This window comes from Bacillus sp. NP157 (genome assembly GCA_018889975.1).
In the GTDB taxonomy this organism is placed as follows: Bacteria; Pseudomonadota; Gammaproteobacteria; order Xanthomonadales; family Rhodanobacteraceae; genus Luteibacter.
Genome location: CP076546.1, coordinates 3,379,403 through 3,396,769, shown reverse-complemented (window position 1 = coordinate 3,396,769; position 17,367 = coordinate 3,379,403). Strand labels below are relative to the sequence as shown.

Annotated in this window: 13 protein-coding genes; all 13 read left to right on the top strand. The window is 69.2% G+C overall.

Translation table 11 applies throughout. The annotated features are described in order from the left end of the window. Positions 1 to 87: 87 nt before the first annotated feature. The 13 genes from KPL74_15640 to KPL74_15580 all read left to right on the top strand — a co-directional run bounded on the left by KPL74_15640 (position 88) and on the right by KPL74_15580 (position 17,358). Positions 88 to 531 carry a hypothetical protein gene (locus tag KPL74_15640; protein QWT19171.1) on the top strand — a complete coding sequence of 148 codons (444 nt, stop codon included), beginning with the start codon at positions 88 to 90 and terminating at the stop codon, positions 529 to 531. Then, positions 528 to 2,507, top strand: coding sequence for a pre-peptidase C-terminal domain-containing protein (locus tag KPL74_15635; protein QWT19170.1), 1,980 nt, complete (start codon positions 528 to 530; stop codon positions 2,505 to 2,507). The genes KPL74_15640 and KPL74_15635 overlap by 4 nt, the downstream gene beginning before the upstream one ends. A gap of 129 nt (positions 2,508 to 2,636) precedes the next feature. Next, positions 2,637 to 8,792 (top strand): YadA-like family protein, encoded by a 6,156-nt coding sequence (locus KPL74_15630; GenBank protein QWT19169.1) that lies wholly within the window; start codon positions 2,637 to 2,639, stop codon positions 8,790 to 8,792. Positions 8,793 to 8,997: 205 nt separating this feature from the next. Beyond that, a complete protein-coding gene (gspE, locus tag KPL74_15625; protein ID QWT19168.1) occupies positions 8,998 to 10,713 on the top strand; it encodes a type II secretion system ATPase GspE in 1,716 nt (571 codons plus the stop codon). Between the two features lie 10 nt (positions 10,714 to 10,723). Next, on the top strand, positions 10,724 to 11,941 hold the full coding sequence (gspF, locus tag KPL74_15620; protein ID QWT19167.1) for a type II secretion system inner membrane protein GspF: 1,218 nt from the start codon (positions 10,724 to 10,726) through the stop codon (positions 11,939 to 11,941). 26 nt (positions 11,942 to 11,967) lie between these two features. Beyond that, on the top strand, positions 11,968 to 12,393 hold the full coding sequence (gspG, locus tag KPL74_15615; GenBank protein ID QWT19166.1) for a type II secretion system major pseudopilin GspG: 426 nt from the start codon (positions 11,968 to 11,970) through the stop codon (positions 12,391 to 12,393). 24 nt (positions 12,394 to 12,417) lie between these two features. Next, positions 12,418 to 12,858 (top strand): GspH/FimT family pseudopilin, encoded by a 441-nt coding sequence (locus KPL74_15610; protein ID QWT22625.1) that lies wholly within the window; start codon positions 12,418 to 12,420, stop codon positions 12,856 to 12,858. Next, positions 12,855 to 13,277: a prepilin-type N-terminal cleavage/methylation domain-containing protein gene (locus tag KPL74_15605; GenBank protein QWT19165.1), complete on the top strand. Its 423-nt coding sequence runs from the start codon at positions 12,855 to 12,857 to the stop codon at positions 13,275 to 13,277. Before KPL74_15610 ends, KPL74_15605 begins: the two co-directional genes overlap by 4 nt. After that, positions 13,274 to 13,939 carry a prepilin-type N-terminal cleavage/methylation domain-containing protein gene (locus KPL74_15600; protein ID QWT19164.1) on the top strand — a complete coding sequence of 222 codons (666 nt, stop codon included), beginning with the start codon at positions 13,274 to 13,276 and terminating at the stop codon, positions 13,937 to 13,939. The genes KPL74_15605 and KPL74_15600 overlap by 4 nt, the downstream gene beginning before the upstream one ends. Next, complete coding sequence (locus KPL74_15595; GenBank protein QWT19163.1) at positions 13,936 to 14,793, top strand: general secretion pathway protein GspK; 858 nt, start codon at positions 13,936 to 13,938, stop codon at positions 14,791 to 14,793. Before KPL74_15600 ends, KPL74_15595 begins: the two co-directional genes overlap by 4 nt. Then, a complete protein-coding gene (locus KPL74_15590) occupies positions 14,790 to 15,980 on the top strand; it encodes a hypothetical protein (GenBank protein ID QWT19162.1) in 1,191 nt (396 codons plus the stop codon). Before KPL74_15595 ends, KPL74_15590 begins: the two co-directional genes overlap by 4 nt. Then, on the top strand, positions 15,977 to 16,591 hold the full coding sequence (locus KPL74_15585) for a type II secretion system protein M (protein ID QWT19161.1): 615 nt from the start codon (positions 15,977 to 15,979) through the stop codon (positions 16,589 to 16,591). Before KPL74_15590 ends, KPL74_15585 begins: the two co-directional genes overlap by 4 nt. Continuing rightward, positions 16,588 to 17,358: a hypothetical protein gene (locus tag KPL74_15580; GenBank protein ID QWT19160.1), complete on the top strand. Its 771-nt coding sequence runs from the start codon at positions 16,588 to 16,590 to the stop codon at positions 17,356 to 17,358. Before KPL74_15585 ends, KPL74_15580 begins: the two co-directional genes overlap by 4 nt. Positions 17,359 to 17,367 lie beyond the last annotated feature (9 nt).

Genomic DNA, 17,367 nt, shown 5'->3' with positions numbered 1-17,367 from the left:
GCTTTTCGTTAGCCGCCAGCGAGGGGGTCTTCGCTGGCGTGGCGTACGGGGAGGGGTCCCCGCCGCCGTTTTAGGGAGGTAAGGGCAATGTATTCACGAACACTGGCACAGGCCGCGGGCCTGGTGCTAACGGGCGTCTTCGCCCTCGCGGGGGCCGTACACGCCGCCGATGCACCGACGGCCGCCCCGCCGCAGACCGTCATGGTCCAGGGCGTGCAGGTTGCGATCGACCCGTCCACCGGCCGCCTGCGCGAGCCGACCGCCGAAGAGCGTTCGGCGCTGGCCCGGGCGTTTGCGGTCGATGGCAGCAAGGCTTCGCTGATGGGCGCACAGCCGCGCACGGCAGCCGACGCGCGCAGCACCTTCCGCACCGTCTCGCTGGGTAATGGCGTGCGTGCCCAGGCCGTCCGCGTGCCGCAGGAACTGATGAGCAGCGTCGTCGCCGAACGCATGCCGGATGGCAGCCTCAACGTGCATCACGACGACCACGGCGTACAGGCTGCGCCGAAGGCGCCGGAGGTGGTGAAATGATCCGCCGCAACATGCTGTTCACCGCGCTCGCCGCGGCTGGCCTGTTCTGCGCGATGGGCGCCAGCGCGGCCGAGATCAAGATCGTCAACCAGGACGTGGGCACCGGCAAGGGCCTCGACGACCCCACGCCGGCGACGCCGGTGGGCGGCAACCCCGGCACCACGGTCGGCAAGCAGGCGTTGAACGTGTTCCAGTTCGCCGCCGATGTCTGGGGTGCCGTGCTGCAGAGCGACGTCACCATCACCAATAACGCCACGTTCGAAAAGCTGTCCTGCGACGCCACCTCGGGCGTGCTCGGCTCGTCGGGCACGACGTACATCTTCTACTTCGACAACACCAGCACGCTGCCGGCACGCGCCGTCCGCAACACCTGGTATCACTCGGCCCTGTTCGACGCCCTCAGCGGTGAAGACGGCGCACCGGGCGAAGCCGACATCCAGAGCCAGTTCAACGGTGCGCTGGGTTCCACCGGCTGCCTCGAGGGGTCGAAGTGGTACTACGGCCTGGACGGCAATACGCCGGCCGGTTCGATCAACTTCCTCAACGTGGTGCTGCACGAAATGGCCCACGGCCTGGGCTTCTCGGGCTTCAACAGCCTGACCACCGGCTCGCCGTACGTGGGCAGCGATGGCGTGGCGCGTCCCGACATCTATTCGAGCTTCGTCTACAACGACACGAAGCAGAAGAAGTGGTACGACCTGACCAACGCCGAGCGCGTCACGGCCGCGCTGGATGACGGCAACCTCGTCTTCACCGGCCCCACCGTGAAGGCGGAAGCGCCGCTCGCCCTCGGCCAGCCGGATGTCTTCCACGTGTCGGCCCCGGCCGCCGCCGTCGGCGACTACACCTACTCGCAGGGTGCCTTCGGTCCGCTCGCCACGGCATCGAACTTCAGCGGTGCCGTGGTCCAGGCGGCTCCGGCCGATGCCTGCTCCGCGATCACCAATGCCTCGGCCATCGCCGGCAAGATCGCCCTGATCGACCGTGGTACCTGCAACTTCACCGACAAGGTGGCCGCTGCACAGACCGCGGGCGCCAAGGCGGTGCTCGTTGCCAACAACCAGGCAGGCGCGATCACCCCGGGTGGTACGCCGACCACGACGATCAACATCCCGACGATCGCCGTGAGCCAGGTCGATGGCAACAAGCTCAAGGCCAACCTCGCCGGCCTGACCGGTGCCGTGGGCAAGGGCACGGGCCTGGCCGGTGCCGATGCACAGGGCAACGTGCAGCTCTATGCACCGACCGTGCTGGCGCAGGGCTCGTCGTTCTCGCATTACGACACCCGCCTCACCCCGAACGCGATCATGGAATACGCGATCAACCAGGACCTGATGGGCCAGATCGACGTGGACCTGACCCCGGCGCTGTTCAAGGATGAAGGCTGGCTGCTCGCTTCGGGCACGCAGAAGCTGCTCACCTGCGACACCGGCATCGCCACCGTCGTTCCGGGTGGCGTGATCGTCGGTGCCAACGTGGTCTCCAACGCGAAGATCATCGCGGGCGACGCCGCCACGCTGGCTGCCTACCGCACGGCGATCCGTGCCTACGCGACCACGCTCGGTAACTCCGGCCTGATCACCCCGACCCAGCTGACCAGCCTCAACGCGTGCTTCAACGACGCGCAGACGCAGGCGCAGTACACGGCGTGGCACGCAGCCATCCCGGACGCCATCGCCCTGGGCAACAACGTTGGCCTCGCCAACCAGGCCGGCGCCGCAGGCAGCACGCGGGTGTATGCGTTGTCGGTTCCGGCCGGCGCCAAGACGCTCACGTTCCGCACCGCGGGTGGTTCGGGTGACGTGTCGATCGCGGTGCAGGCACCGGGCGCGACCGCGTTCACCGCCGTCGCCAACCGCACGGGCAACGCCGAGGTCTACACCAAGGCCACCCCGGCTACCGGCACCTGGTACCTCCAGGTCACCGGCGTGAAGGCCTATTCGGGCGTCACGGTGCAGGCGGTTTACACGCAGTAAGGGGAAACAGCCCGGGCCGCCTCGCGCGGCCCGGGTTCGCTTTGGGGGATTCATCGGGCAGGCATCGAGGCAGCGCATCGCGCGCCCGTTCCATGTCCGCATTCGCGGTACCTACGGGGAGACGTTTACGTGAACACGATTTACAGCAAGGTCTGGAACAAGTCGCTCGGCATCCTGGTGGTTGCCTCGGAGCATGCAAGCGCGAACGGCAAGGGTGGCGCCTCCCGACGCCTCCGTGCCGCGATGGCCGCCCTGCCGCTGGTGGCGGGCGCAGCGCTTGCGCTTGCCAGCCCTTCGGCCGAGGCAGGCTCGGTTTGCAGCATGGCCAGCGGCCTCGCGCCGGTGGCGAATGGTACCCAGGCGTTTGCCTGCGGGCCGGATGCACGCGCGATGGGTGATTTCAGCGTCGCCCTCGGCGATGGCGCCCGCTCGCGCGGGCTTTACAGCACGGCGGTCGGCCAGGACGCGCGCTCCGCGGGTGACTTCTCTTCGGCGTTCGGCCAGGGCTCGCGTGCCGCGGGCGACGATAGCGTCGCGTTCGGCCAGGGCGCCAACGCAGCGAACGTGTCCAGCTCGGCGATCGGCACGGGCGCACGCGCCGTGGCCAACAACAGCGTCGCGCTCGGTGCGAATTCGATCGCCAACCGCGCGGACACCGTCTCGGTGGGTCGCAACGGTGCCGAGCGCCAGGTCGTCAACGTCGCCGATGGCACGCAGGCGACGGACGCCGTGAACAAGCGCCAGCTCGATGCGCTGTCCGATGCGACGGCCGACGCACAGCATTACTTCAAGGCCAATGGCCTGAAAGACGGCAGCGACGACGCCATGGCCATCGGTAACTACGCCACGGCCGCCGGTTCCGGCGCGTTTGCCGGTAGCACGGGCGACAGCGCCTTCGGTAGCGGCGCATTCGCCTCGGGCGGCAACTCCACCGCGACGGGCTACGGCGCGGTCGCCACCGGTCAGAACAGTGCCGCCTATGGCGCACAGGCCCAGGCCAACGGTCCGGGTAGCGTCGCCGTCGGCGGCGTGGCGGTGGATGCGGATGGCAATCCGCTGATCACCAACGGCGGCGTCTCCGTCGAGGTCGGTGCGACGAGCGCCGATGTCGGTGGCACCGCGGTGGGCGCGAGCGCGCAGGCGGGCGGTTTCGCCGCGTCGTCGTTCGGCGTGGGCGCCTATGCCAGCGGCTCGCAGTCGACCGCGCTCGGTGCGGTCGCCAATGCGCTCGGCGATTACTCCACGGCCGTGGGTACACAGAGCACGGCCAGTGGCGTGAGCAGCGTCGCGGTCGGCGAGAGCGCGACGGCCGAGGGTGACGAAAGCGTCGCCGTTGGCGGCAGTGCGTTCGGCATCTTCACGGCGCAGGCCACCGGCTATGCCTCGACGGCACTGGGTGCGGGCGCCTGGGCGGTCGCCGATTACGCGACGGCGGTGGGCTGGAACAGCTATGCCGCGGCCGATTCGGCGACGGCACTCGGTGAAGCCGCGGCCGCGCAGTCGCTCGGTGCGAGCGCACTCGGTGCCGAGGCGATTGCCGTAGGCGAATTTTCCACGGCCGTAGGTGCGGTCTCCACCACCAACGGCGACAACGCCACGGCGGTGGGTGGCAACAGCTACGCCGGCGACAGCAACGCCACGGCGGTCGGCGCACTGGCCAATGCCGCCACGGCGGACAGCACGGCCGTGGGCGCCAACAGCGAGGCTTCCGGCGCGCGGTCGACGGCGACCGGTGCAGCCAGCGCGGCATTCGGTGACGACGCCACGGCCAATGGCTACAGCAGCATCGCGGACGGCGCGGGCGCATCGAGCTTCGGTGCCAGCAGCGTCGCCGACAGCGACTACGCGACGGCGATCGGCAACGGCGCCAGCGCCAACGGTGTCGGTGCATCGTCGCTGGGCGCGGGTGCCTTCGCCCAGGGCGATAGCGCCACGGCCAGTGGCTACGGCTCGACGGCCCAGGGCAAGAACAGCGCCGCGTACGGCGGTGGCGCACAGGCCACGGCCAACAGCGCGACGGCGATCGGTGGACAGGCCGTGGACGAGAACGGCGACCCGCTGATCACCTACAACGCAACCGGCGAAGCGGTCGGACCGGCGACGGCCTCGGGCCTCGCCGCCACCGCGCTGGGTTCGAGCGCACAGGCCTCGGGGCAGTTCGCCACGGCGGTCGGCACGGCCGCGTTCGCGCAGGGCGAGCAGTCGCTGTCGAGCGGTTTCCTTTCCGAGGCCGACGGCCAGTACGCGGTGGCGCTCGGTGCCCAGTCGTATGCCGCGGGTGATCTCTCGCTCGCCGCGGGCGGCGGTGCGACGGCCTACAGCAATGGCGCGGTCGCACTCGGTGGCGGCGCGAGCGCCGCAGGCGAAGGCAGCATCGCGATCGGTAATTACGCCGAGACGGGCTTCGCCTTGTTCGGCCTGGAAGTGCCCAATGCCGTGGCGATCGGTGCAAACGCATGGGCCGTCGGCGACAACAGCACGGCGATCGGCGCGAACACCACGGTGTTCGGCAGCAACTCCGTCGCGCTTGGCCAGGGCTCGAACGCGGAACGCGATAACGTCGTCTCCGTCGGCGATGTCGGGTCCGAACGCCAGGTCACCAACGTCGCCGCCGGAACCGAAGGTACCGATGCGGTGAACAAGAACCAGCTCGACGCCGTGTCGGCGAGCACCAGCGATGCCGCGCATTACTTCAAGGCCACGGGCGCGAGCGACGGCAGCGACGACGCGACGGCGGTGGGTAACTTCGCCACGGCGTCGGGTTCGGGTGCGTTCGCCGGTGCCGATGGCGCCAGCGCCTTCGGTTCGGGTTCGTTTGCCACAGGCGTGAATTCGACGGCGACAGGTTCGTCGTCGTTCGCTTCGGGCATCAACAGCGCCGCCTACGGCAGCGGTTCGCAGGCATCCGGCGCCAGCGCCACGGCGATCGGTGGCCAGGCGGTGGACGAAGATGGCGCGCCGCTGGTGACCCTTGCCAGCGGTGACGGCGTCGGTCCGGCCACGGCTTCCGGCCTGGCGGCCACGGCGCTCGGTTCCAGCGCGCAGGCCACGGGCGACCTGTCCACGGCGGTGGGCACGGCGGCGTTCGCCGAAGGCGAGCAGGCCCTTGCAGTTGGCTTCCTTTCCGAAGCATCGGGTGCCGGTTCCACGGCACTTGGTTCCTACAGCTACGCGCCGGGCACGCTGTCGCTCGCCGCCGGTTACTCGGCCACCGCGAACGCCAGCAACTCGGTGGCGCTCGGTGTCGGTGCCACGGCCAACGCGGCGAATTCGGTCGCGCTCGGAGCCAACTCGGTCAGCACGCGCACCAACACCGTCTCGGTGGGCAGTGCCGGCGCGGAACGCCAGGTCACCAACGTGGCGGCGGGCACGCAGGCTACCGATGCGGTGAACAAGGGCCAGCTCGATGCCATCGCGTCCGCCACCAGCGACGCCGGCCATTACTTCAAGGCTAACGGTGCCGGCGACGGCAGCGACGACGCGACGGCGGTGGGTAACTTCGCCACGGCATCCGGCTCGGGTGCATTCGCCGGTGCCGAGGGCGCCAGCGCGTTCGGTTCGGGATCGTTCGCCACCGGCGCCAACGCCACGGCGACGGGTTCGTCGTCGTTCGCTTCGGGCGTGAACAGCGCGGCCTACGGCAGCGGTTCGCAGGCCACGGCAAACAGCGCCACGGCGATCGGCGGGGAGGCTGTCGACGAAGACGGCAACCCGCTGGTGACCAACGCCAGCGGCGATAGCGTTGGCGTGACCACGGCGTCCGGCCTCGCTGCCACCGCGGTGGGCGCCAGCGCGCAGGCCACGGGCGACCTGTCGACCGCACTCGGCACGGCGGCCTTCGCCGAAGGCGAGCAGTCGCTGGCGGCCGGTTTCCTCTCCGACGCGGTTGGCCCGGGTTCGACGGCATTGGGTTCGTACAGCCTCGCGGGTGGCACCCTGTCGACCGCCGTGGGCTACAACGCGGCGGCCGCCGGCAACAACGCGACCGCCCTGGGCGTGAGCTCGGTGGCGAGCGCTGCCAACTCGACGGCCCTGGGTGCCGGCGCAACCTCCAGTGCAGCCAATGCAGTCGCACTCGGCTCGGGCTCCGTCGCTTCGCGCGCCAACACTGTCTCCGTCGGGGCCACGGGCGCGGAGCGCCAGGTCACCAACGTCGCGGCCGGTACGCAGGCCACCGATGCGGTGAACAAGGCCCAGCTCGATGCCATCGCGTCCTCCACCAGCGATGCCGGCCATTACTTCAAGGCCAACGGTGCAGGTGACGGCAGCGACGACGCCACGGCGGCCGGCAACTTCGCCACCGCCGCGGGTTCCGGCGCGGCCGCGCTGGCCGATGGGGCGACGGCCCTGGGTACGGTTGCATCGGCCTATGGCGTCAATGCCACGGCCGTCGGTAATGGTGCGTTCGCCAGCGGCCAGAACAGCTCGGCCTTCGGTGCCAGCGCCAGTGCGAACGGCGCGGCCAGCGTCGCCGTCGGTGGCGTGGCCGTGGACGAAGACGGTACGCCGCTGATCGGCGATGCGCAGGGCAACCCGGTCGACCTCGGTGCCACCAGCGCCGGCACGGCGGCCACGGCCGTTGGCGCCAGCGCCAGCGCCGAAGGCTTCGCCTCGTCGGCGTATGGCGTGGGTGCCAGTGCATCCGGCGCCCAGGCCACCGCCCTCGGCGCGGTGGCAAGCGCCTCGGGCGAGAACGCGACGGCCATCGGCATGGGTGCCGCGGCCACGCGCAGCGGCGCCGTGGCCGTCGGTGGCCCGGCCAACCTCGGTGACTTCGGCCTGGTCTACACCGGTGCGACCGGCGACAGCGCCGCCGCACTCGGTGCCGGTGCCCAGGCAACCGAGGACTTCGCCACCGCGCTCGGCGGCATGACCGCCGCGGCCGGTGTCGGCAGCACGGCCGTGGGCTACTTCGCGTATGCCCCTGCCGAGAATGCGACAGCCCTCGGCATCAATACGTGGGCCGCCGGCGCCAGCAGCGTGGCGGTGGGTGACTACGCCGAGACGCATGGCGACAACACGATCGCCGTCGGTGCCCATTCGCTCGCCAACAAGGCAAACGGCACGGCCGTCGGTTCGAACGCCACCGCCAGCGGCGACCTGTCCACGGCGATCGGTGCCTTCTCGACCGCGAGCAAGGAATCCGGCACGGCCCTGGGTGCATCCGCGAATGCGGCCGCCGCCAGCGCCACGGCCATCGGCGACAGCGCGCGTGCCACCGCGGTGAACTCGGTGGCACTGGGCAGCGGCTCGACCGCGACCCGCGCCAACACGGTCTCGGTGGGCTCGGCGGGCAACATGCGCCAGGTCACCAACGTGGCCGACGGCACCCAGGCCAACGACGCGGTGAACCTGAGCCAGTTGAACAGCATGGTGACCAATTCGCTCTCGGCCGGCAGTAATGCCATGGGCAACAGCCTGGCGATGGCGCTCGGCGGCGGCGCGACGATGGGCGTCAACGGCTTCGTCGGGCCGTCGTACAGCGTGCAGGGCTCGTCCTATAACAACGTCGGTGGCGCCGTCGGCGCCCTCGACGGGGCGATCTCGGCGCTGAACACCCGGGTCGACTCGTTGCAGACCACCGTGGATACCTCGACGGGCGTCCCGCGCGGCACCGGCAACGGCACGGCGATCGGCGCCAGCAGCCACGCGAAGGACCCGACCGACCTGGCGATCGGCACCGGCGCTCACATCGACGCCGCCGACAGCACAGCGGTCGGTACCGGTGCAACGGTGACCGCCGCGGCGCAGGGCAGTGTCGCCCTGGGTGCGAACTCGGTCGCCGACCAGGCCGGCACGGTGTCGATCGGCTCGGCCGGCAACGAGCGCCGGATCACCAACGTGGCGGCCGGCACCTCGCCGACCGATGCCGCGAACGTGAGCCAGGTCGACCAGGCCCTGACCACCGCGAAGTCTTATGCCGACCAGGGCGATGCAACCACCCTGAACAGCGCCAAGGCTTACACGGACCAGAAGTTTGGCGACGTGGTCAGCGGCGGTGCCTTCGATGACTACAAGCGCCAGGTCGACCATCGCTTCGAAAACCTCAACGACCGCCTGAACAAGGTCGGCGCCATGGGTGCGGCGATGTCGCAGATGGCGTTCAGCGCCCAGTCCGTCAGCGGCGACAACAAGCTCGGCGTCGGTGCGGGTGGCTACAAGGGGCAGGGCGCACTGTCGGTCGGTTACTCGCGGTCGATTTCCCCGCGGGCTGCCCTGACCTTCGGTGCCGCCGTCAGCGGAGGTGAGACTTCCGGCGGTGTTGGCGTAGGTATCGGCTGGTAATCAGCTAGGCGACCGCCTACACGGGGTCGTCCGATCGAGGCAAGGCCGGCGGCGACGCCGGCCTTTGCTTTGTTGCAGCGCGTCGCAGGATGCGCGTGGCGTGGTCGCCGCGGACGCGTGGTCTGTGCTACCAATAGCGGCCCATGGCCCCAGGAACGGGGGCATCGAAACGTCAACGAACGGAGCATGAGAAAGCATGTCTGCGATGACCGAGCATAAGGACATGCTGACCGGCGAACCGGGTGAGACCCAGGTCTGCGCGCACCTTGTCGCGCACGGCCGCCTGAAGGATGCCGACCTCGTCCGGGCGCGTCGCCTGCACGATGAGACGCCCGAGGGCACCCTGACGGCCCTGATGGCCCGTCTCGGCCTGGTTTCCGAACGCGACCTCGCCGACGCATGGGCCGCCCTGCTGGGCCTGCCACTGCTGGCCGCCAAGGACGCGCCCGAGATGCCGCCGGTCGACGTCGAGTTGTCTGCGCGCTTTCTCAAGCAATATCACGTGGTACCCGTGCGCGAGGGCGACGATGGCGTCGCCCTGCTGGTCGCCGATCCCGCCGATCCCTATCCCCTGCAGGCGGTGCGCCTGGCCACCGGCCGCGAGGTGCAGCTGCGCGTCGGCCTGCGCTCGGAAATCGACGACCTGATCGAACGTTATTACGGCCAGGGCCGTTCGGCGATGGGTAGCATCGTCGAGAGCCTCGATGGCAGCGCCGCCGCGGAAGACGACGTCGAGCACCTGCGCGACCTGGCGTCCGAGGCGCCGGTCATCCGCCTGGTCAACCTGATCCTGCAGCGCGCGGTCGAGCAGCGCGCCTCCGACGTGCATATCGAGCCGTTCGAAAACCGACTGAAGGTGCGCTACCGCATCGACGGCGTGCTCCACGAAGTGGAAGCCCCGCCGTCCAGTTCCACCGCCGCCGTGATCTCGCGCGTGAAGATCATGGCCCGCCTGAACATCGCCGAGCGCCGCCTGCCGCAGGATGGCCGCATCCAGTTGCGCGTGCAGGGCAAGGAGCTGGACCTGCGTGTGTCCACCGTGCCGACCAGCTTCGGCGAGTCGGTGGTGATGCGTATCCTCGACCGCGAGTCGGTCGTGTTCGATTTCGCGTCGCTGGGCTTCACCGATCATTTCCGCGACCGTTTCGTCGAGGTGCTCGATCGTCCGCACGGCATCCTGCTGGTGACCGGCCCGACCGGTTCCGGCAAGACCACCACGCTGTACACGGCGCTGTCGCAGGTCAACACGCCGGACGTGAAGATCATCACCGTCGAAGACCCGGTCGAATACCAGATCGAAGGCATCAACCAGATCCAGGTGAAACCGCAGATCGGCCTCGACTTCGCCGGCGCCCTGCGTTCCATCGTCCGCCAGGATCCGGACGTCATCATGATCGGCGAAATGCGCGACCTGGAAACCTGCCGCATCGCGATCCAGTCCGCGCTTACCGGCCACCTGGTGTTGTCCACGCTGCATACCAACAGCGCGGCGGGCGGCGTGACCCGCATGCTCGACATGGGCGTGGAGGACTACCTGCTGGGCTCGACCGTCAACGGCATCCTCGCGCAGCGCCTGGTGCGCCGGCTCGATCCGGCCACGGCGACGTCGTACGAGGCGATGCCCGAAGTCATCGAACAGTTCCAGCTGCACAAATACACCGACGAACGGCCGATCCGGCTGTGGAAGCCAGGCACCAGCGCCGTCAACCCCACGGGCTATCGCGGTCGCCGGGCCATCATGGAATTCCTGGTGATGAGCGATCCCATCCGTCGGCTGGTGATGCAACGTGCCGATGCCGGTGAAATCGAACGCCAGGCTCGCGCCGAAGGCATGCGCACCATGTACGAAGATGGCCTGGCCAAGGCCGTGGCGGGCATCACCACCATCGAGGAAGTCCTGCGCGTGACGCAGGAATCGTGATTACGCGCCCATGAGCCAGTTTCGTTACCGAGCCATCAGCGCCGCAGGCGAAGTCCTCGCCGGCCGCATGGAAGCCAGCTCCGTCGAAGACGTCGTCGCTCGCCTGCAGGACCAGGGCCATACGCCACTGGAAGCGGCCGCTGCGGAGGGTGATGCACCCGGCAGTGGCCTGTCCGGGCTGTTCCGCAAGGGACCCCTCACCGGCGACCAGCTGGCGCAGTTCACCCACCAGCTGGCGACGCTGCTCGGTGCGGGCCAGCCGCTCGACCGCGCGCTGGGGATCCTGCTCGACCTTCCCGAAGGCGAACGCGCGAAGCGCATGGTCGAACGCATCCGCGATCGCGTGCGCGGCGGCACCACCCTGTCATCCGCGCTCGACGAAGAAAACGGCGTGTTCCCGCGCCTTTACGTGAGCCTGGTCCGTGCCGGCGAAGCCGGTGGTTCACTCGATGAAACGCTGCGCCGCCTGGCCGATTACCTCGAACGCGCGCAAGCACTTCGCGGCAGCATCATCAATGCGCTGATCTATCCCGCCTTCCTGATGGTCGGCGTGCTGGGGTCGCTGGTCCTGCTGCTGGCCTACGTCGTGCCGCAGTTCGTGCCGATCTTCGCCGACATGCAGGTGCCGATCCCGCTGATCACCAAGGTGGTGCTCGCCCTCGGCACGGTGATCGGCGACTGGTGGTGGGCGATCGGCCTGGCCCTGGTGGTCGGCGTCGTGCTGCTACGCATCCGCCTTGGCGATCCCGAGGCCAGGCTACGTTTCCATGCGCGCCTGCTGGTGATGCGCGTGGCCGGCCCCTTGCTGCTCAAGGTGGAAACCGCACGCATCGCGCGCACCCTGGGCACGTTGTTGAAAAACGGCGTACCGCTGCTGGCGGCGCTGTCGATCGCACGCCAGGTCACCGGCAATCGCGCCCTGGACCTCGCGCTGGAACAGGCGGCCGAACGGGTGAAGGGCGGCAGCGGCCTGGGCAGCGCACTGGCCCAGACCGAACGCTTTCCCCGCCTGGCGCTGCAGATGATCCAGGTGGGCGAGGAGGCCGGCGCGCTCGACACCATGTTGCTCAAGGTCGCCGATACGTTCGATATCGAAGCAAAACGCGCCATCGATCGCCTGCTGGCCGCGCTGGTGCCGACCCTCACCATCGTCATGACCGTGCTCGTGGCCTTCATCATGGCCGCGATCCTCCTGCCACTGCTCAGCCTCACCAGCAACATCAACTGACCGACCCGCTTTACAGGAGCTTTGCCATGCGCTCGACCCGTACCCTCCGACACAGCCACGTCCGCGGCTTCACGCTGCTGGAAATGCTCGCGGTGATCGTGCTGATCGGCATCATCGGTGCCATCGTCGTCACCCAGGTCGGCAAGAACGTCGACAAGGGCAAATACGGCGCGGGCAAGGCCCAGGTCACCACGCTGACCCAGAAGATCGACAACTATTCGCTCGACAACGGTTCGCCGCCGGCATCGCTGGATGCGCTGGTGACCAAGCCGGCCGACGCGCAGAACTGGCAGGGACCGTACGCGAAGCCGTCGGACCTGAAGGATCCCTGGGGCCACCCGTTCGGCTACCGCTTCCCGGGCGAGCACGGCCAGTACGATTTGGTGTTCTACGGCCAGGACGGCAAGGCCGGTGGCGACGGCTACTCGGCCGATTACGGCAACTGGCAGTAACCCAGGCAGGACGGAATCGACGCCATGCGCGCGCGCGGCTTCACGCTATTCGAGATGCTTGCCGTGATCGTGCTGATCGGCCTGGCCGCAGTGGCCGTGTCGATTCCCGTCACCCAGGGGCTTGCGAGCGCGCGGGTCAATGCGGCGAGCGGCGAGCTCGCCGCGGCGCTGCGCTATACGCGTACGCAAGCGATCGTCAAAGGCGAAAGCGAAGCGCTGGAAGTGAACATCGCCACCGCCACCTACCGCGTGCCGGGCAAGCCCGACGTGCGCCTGCCGCGCGACATGCGGGTGTCGATCACCAGTGCGCGCGAGGACCAGGCCAACGCCACGACGGGGCGCATCCGCTTCTTTCCCGACGGTAGCTCCACCGGTGGTCGGATCACGTTGAAGCGTGACCAGCGCGAGTGGCACGTCAACGTCGGCTGGCTGACCGGCGGCGTGAGCATCGTGGTGCCGAAATGAAGCATGCGCGCCTGCCACGCCGTGGCCATGCGGGCGGCTTCAGCCTGCTCGAAGTCATCGCGGCCATCGCCGTGCTTGCCATCGCGTTCGCGGCGTTGATGCAGGTGGCGGGCAGCGCGATGAGCCTGACCGCGCGTGCGAACGAGCGGACCCAGGCAGCCCTGCGTGCGCGCAGCCTGCTCGATAGCGCGTTCATCGTGGACCCCGTGCAGGAAGGCAGTTCGGAAGGGCGATTCGACGACACCTATCGATGGCGCCTGAACGTGTCGCCCTACCTGGATGGTGCCGCGCCGGATCCGAATGGTGGTAGCCGGATGTACCGGCTCGACCTCGACGTGCTGTGGGGCGACGCCGACCACGAACGGCACGCCCGTTTCGCCACGCTGCGGCTGGCCGGCGGCCAGGGCGCGCCGCCATGAGGCACGCACGCGGCTTCAGCCTGATGGAAGTGTTGGCGGCGCTCGCGCTGCTCACCATCGTATTGCTCGGCGTGTATTCCGGCATCAGCACGGCGGGTCGCATCGTGCGCAGTGGCGACCGGGCCATCGAGCGGATGGACGAGGTACGTTCCGCACAGGGCTACCTGCGCAGCGAGCTGGCCCAGGCCCTGGTCATCCCCTTCGGCGAAACCGACGACGGCGACCCGATCGTGTTCCAGGGCAGCGCGGAAAAAGTCAGCTTCGTGGCGCCGATGCCCGGCTACCTGTCGCACATGGGTCCCCAGTTGCAGACCGTGGCCATCGTACGTGACGGGCGCGAAGGTTACCGGCTGGAAGCGAGCCTGTTCATGCTGCCGCCCGACGGCAGCGAGCCGAAGCCACTCGGCGAACCGCAGGTGCTGCTGCGCGGCATCCGCAAGGCCAGCTTCAGTTATCGCGGCATGGATGACCAGAACAAGGCGACGGACTGGCAGGACGCGTGGCCCGACGCACGGCGGACGCCCTCGCTGGTGCGGCTTGCCGTGGAGGTCGACGGCAATACGGTGTTCCCGACCCTGGTGGCGCCGCTGCGGATCGATCCGTCGGCGTCGCGCAACGGGTTCTCGCCGATGCGTGGCATGCGCGGGCAGGTGTTGCAGTGATCCGCCGGCGCAGCCAGCGCGGCATCGCGCTGTTGATCGTGTTGTGGGGCTGCACCCTGCTGGCGATCATGCTGGGTGGATTCGCCGCGCTGGCGCGGACCGAGGGCCTGCAGGCGCGTTACCAGTTCGCGCAGACCCAGGCGCACTATGCGGCCGAGGCCGGCGTGATGCGTGCCATCGAGGGCTTGCAGACCGCCGATCCACAGGCGCGCTGGGTCGCCGACGGGCGTCTGTACACCTTCGAATTCGACAAGGCGAAGGTCAACATCACCATCGTCGACGAGGACGGCAAGGTGGACCTCAATGCCGCGTCGGCCGACGTCCTGACCGGCCTGTTCAAGGCGGCCGGCGCGGAAGACGATCTGGCGGCGAAGCTGTCGGCCGCCGTGCAGGACTGGCGTCGCCCCGGCGATGCCGCGCTGGTGAACGGTGCCAAGCGGCCGCAATACGAAGCGGCCGGCCTGGACTACGGCCCGCGCAACGGTCCGTTCGCGACGGTCGAGGAAGCGCGCATGGTGCTCGGCATGGACACCCGGCTGTGGACCACGATTGCCCCCGCGATCACCATCTGGTCGGGCCGCGAACGGCCGAATACCGAACACGCGCAGCCGCTGGCGCTCGCCGCCATCCCCGGGCTGGACAGCGCGGGCGCGGCAGCGATCCTGGCGGCGCGCGCCCAGGGTGGTGGCACCGCGTTGGGCGGTGGCAACGGGGTCACCCATACGATCCACGCCGAGGCGATCCTTGACGATGGAACGAGGAGTTCCCTTACATCGACGATCCGACTTCGTGGGATAAGATCTGGCAGCCAGCCCTACGCAATCTTGCGTTGGCGCGAAGGAGACACTGAATGACCGCCGTGCAGGACGCCTCCCAGCTTCAGCTCGACCGCTTGCGCCGCGCCTGGCGCGGCAGCGCGCTGCCGGGTTTCCTGCGCTGGTGGGGCGGCGAACTCGCCGCCCTCGTGCCACCGCGCCTGCGCTACGCGTTTGCCGGTGGGCAGCGCTGGTTCATCGTCGAACGCCGGCCCGATGCGTGGGTGCTTCGCCGGTCGGGCGAAACGCTTCCGCTGGCCAGCGCGAGCGACGTCGATGCACTGGACCATCGCACCGGTGCGTTCACCCGCGCGCTCGCCGAAGCGGACCCGGCGGATCGTCGCGTCGCGCTGGTCCTGCCCGTTGCCCAGGTGCTACGCCGACGCCTGGTCATGCCCGTGGCCGCGCGCGACAACCTGCGCCAGGTGGTCGGTTTCGATCTCGACCGGCAGACCCCGTTCCGCGCCGACGACGTGCACTTTGGCGTGCGCGACCTTGGCGAGCCCGCCGGTGAAGGGCGGTTCGTCGCCGAACTCGCCGCGACGCCGCGCGCCATGCTCGACCCGCTGCTCGATGAGCTCGCCAGCCTCGGCCTCACGCCCGATCGTGTCGACGTCGCGGAAGGCGCCGCCCTGGCCGGGGTCAACCTCCTGCCGCCGCAGCGCGTGCCGCGTCGCGTCGACCGGAGGCGCCGGCTGAACCTCGCGCTGACCGTGGCCATCGTGGCGCTCGCCCTGGCCGCGATGGGCGCGTGGCTGCACAACCGCTCGACGGCGCTGGAGGCCATGCGCGCGGAAGTGGACGCCATGCAGGACGATGCCCATCGCGTCGGCGCGTTGCGCCAGCGCCTGACCGAAAGCGCCGGGGCGTCCGGCTTCCTGGCTCGCCGCAAGATCGAATCACCGGCCATCCTCCCCGTGCTACAGGAACTCAGTGCGCGGCTCGCCGACGACACATGGCTGGAACGTTTCACGCTGAACGCCTCGGGGCAGATCGGCTTCCAGGGCCAGAGCCCACAGGCCGCCCGGCTGATCGACGCACTCAAGGGTGCGAAGACACTGACCGAGCCCAGCTTCCAGGGCACGATCCAGGCGGATCCGACGTCGGGCAAGGAGCGCTTCTACATGCAGGCCAAGGTCGTTGTACCCAAGGCATCGGCGCCCGCGAAGCCGGCCACGCCGGTCAAGCCGGCCAGCGGTGCATCCAGTGCGGGAGACGCGCCGTGATCGCCTTCAGCAAGATGAAACCCGCCGAGTCGCGCATCGCCGCGATCCTGCTGCTTGTCGTCGCGGTGGTCATCGCCTACTTCGTACTCATCCACTGGTGGTTCGTCGCGCCGCAGCTGGCGATGGCGGATGAAATGGACGACCTGCGCGATACGCAGCGCCGCTACGCCGCGGCCATCGCCGAGCGCCCGCAGCTGGAAAAGCGGCTCGCCCAACTCGAGCAGGGCCAGACCCGCAGCGACGCCTTCCTCGCCGGCGACGACACCAATGCCGCTGCCGCCGGCCTCATGCAGCGCATCGTCGACGTGGCCGCCGCGCACAAGGAAGACGGTTCCTGCGACGTGGTGCAGAAGATGCCCGTCCCAAGCCAGGAAAAGACCGGCGACCCGTACCGCAAGGTGACGGTGAACATCAGCCTGCGTTGCCAGGTGCAGCCCATGGCCGCCGTGTTGCACGACATCGAGGAAGAAGCGCCGTATCTCTTCATCGAGGACTTCAGCATCTACCGCAATCCGGTCGCCGCGCGTAACGGCGGCAATGCGCCGCTGGAGATCCAGTTCACCGTTTCGGGATACATCCACGCCGCGCGTGCGGCCAAGGCGGCGACATGAACGCCGCGGGCCAGCGTCGCCTCACCCCCATCCTTGCCGGCGTCGCCCTCGCCCTGGCGTTCGCGACCGGCGCCTTCGCGCTTGGCGTCGGCCGCGGCGTGCACTGGGATGAACCGGTCGCGCCGGAGCCGTTGCCACCGATACGCGCGGCCGCGATGCCGGCATCGAAGCCGCTCGGAGATTTCACGGAAGTCTGGCAGCGCCCGCTGTTCATGGCCGACCGAAAGCCGGTCGCGACAAGTGACGGCGATGATTCGTCGAGCAACATCGGCGACCTCGAGCTTACCGGCATCATCATGACGCCGGGCCTGCACATGGCCTTGCTGCGCGACACCGGCAAGAACACGACGGTGCGGGTGAAGGAGGGCGCTTCCATGCAGGAAGGCCACTGGACGCTCGCCTCGCTGACGCCGCGCAGCGCCATGTTCGAGAACGGCGGACAGCGGCGCGAGCTCACGCTGAAAGTGGCGGCGCCCGATCCGCTGGCGAACCAGAAGCCTGGCACCCCGGGCCAGCCGCCGCAGGGTGGGCAGCCGCCACGACCGCCGCAGGCCAGTGCCGACGATGGCGTCCGCGTCATCCAGCAGCCGGGTGGCGGCATGACCGGCCCCAACCTGCCACGACCGCAGGCGGATGGCGCGCGTAACGCGCCGCCGCGACAGGACGATGCCGACCTGCAGCGTGCGCGGATCGAAGCCTTGAAGGCCGCGGTGCAGAAGCGTCGCCTCGAACAGCAGCAACAGCAGCGACAGCAGGACGTGCAGTAACGACAGCAG

Excerpts from the sequence above, each read along its gene's own strand:
- KPL74_15640 (QWT19171.1), top strand. The coding sequence starts at position 88 with ATGTATTCACGAACACTGGCACAGGCCGCGGGCCTGGTGCTAACGGGC.
- KPL74_15635 (QWT19170.1), top strand. The coding sequence starts at position 528 with ATGATCCGCCGCAACATGCTGTTCACCGCGCTCGCCGCGGCTGGCCTG.
- gspE (QWT19168.1), top strand. The coding sequence starts at position 8,998 with ATGACCGAGCATAAGGACATGCTGACCGGCGAACCGGGTGAGACCCAG.
- gspF (QWT19167.1), top strand. The coding sequence starts at position 10,724 with ATGAGCCAGTTTCGTTACCGAGCCATCAGCGCCGCAGGCGAAGTCCTC.
- gspG (QWT19166.1), top strand. The coding sequence starts at position 11,968 with ATGCGCTCGACCCGTACCCTCCGACACAGCCACGTCCGCGGCTTCACG.
- KPL74_15610 (QWT22625.1), top strand. The coding sequence starts at position 12,418 with ATGCGCGCGCGCGGCTTCACGCTATTCGAGATGCTTGCCGTGATCGTG.
- KPL74_15605 (QWT19165.1), top strand. The coding sequence starts at position 12,855 with ATGAAGCATGCGCGCCTGCCACGCCGTGGCCATGCGGGCGGCTTCAGC.
- KPL74_15600 (QWT19164.1), top strand. The coding sequence starts at position 13,274 with ATGAGGCACGCACGCGGCTTCAGCCTGATGGAAGTGTTGGCGGCGCTC.
- KPL74_15590 (QWT19162.1), top strand. The coding sequence starts at position 14,790 with ATGACCGCCGTGCAGGACGCCTCCCAGCTTCAGCTCGACCGCTTGCGC.
- KPL74_15580 (QWT19160.1), top strand. The coding sequence starts at position 16,588 with ATGAACGCCGCGGGCCAGCGTCGCCTCACCCCCATCCTTGCCGGCGTC.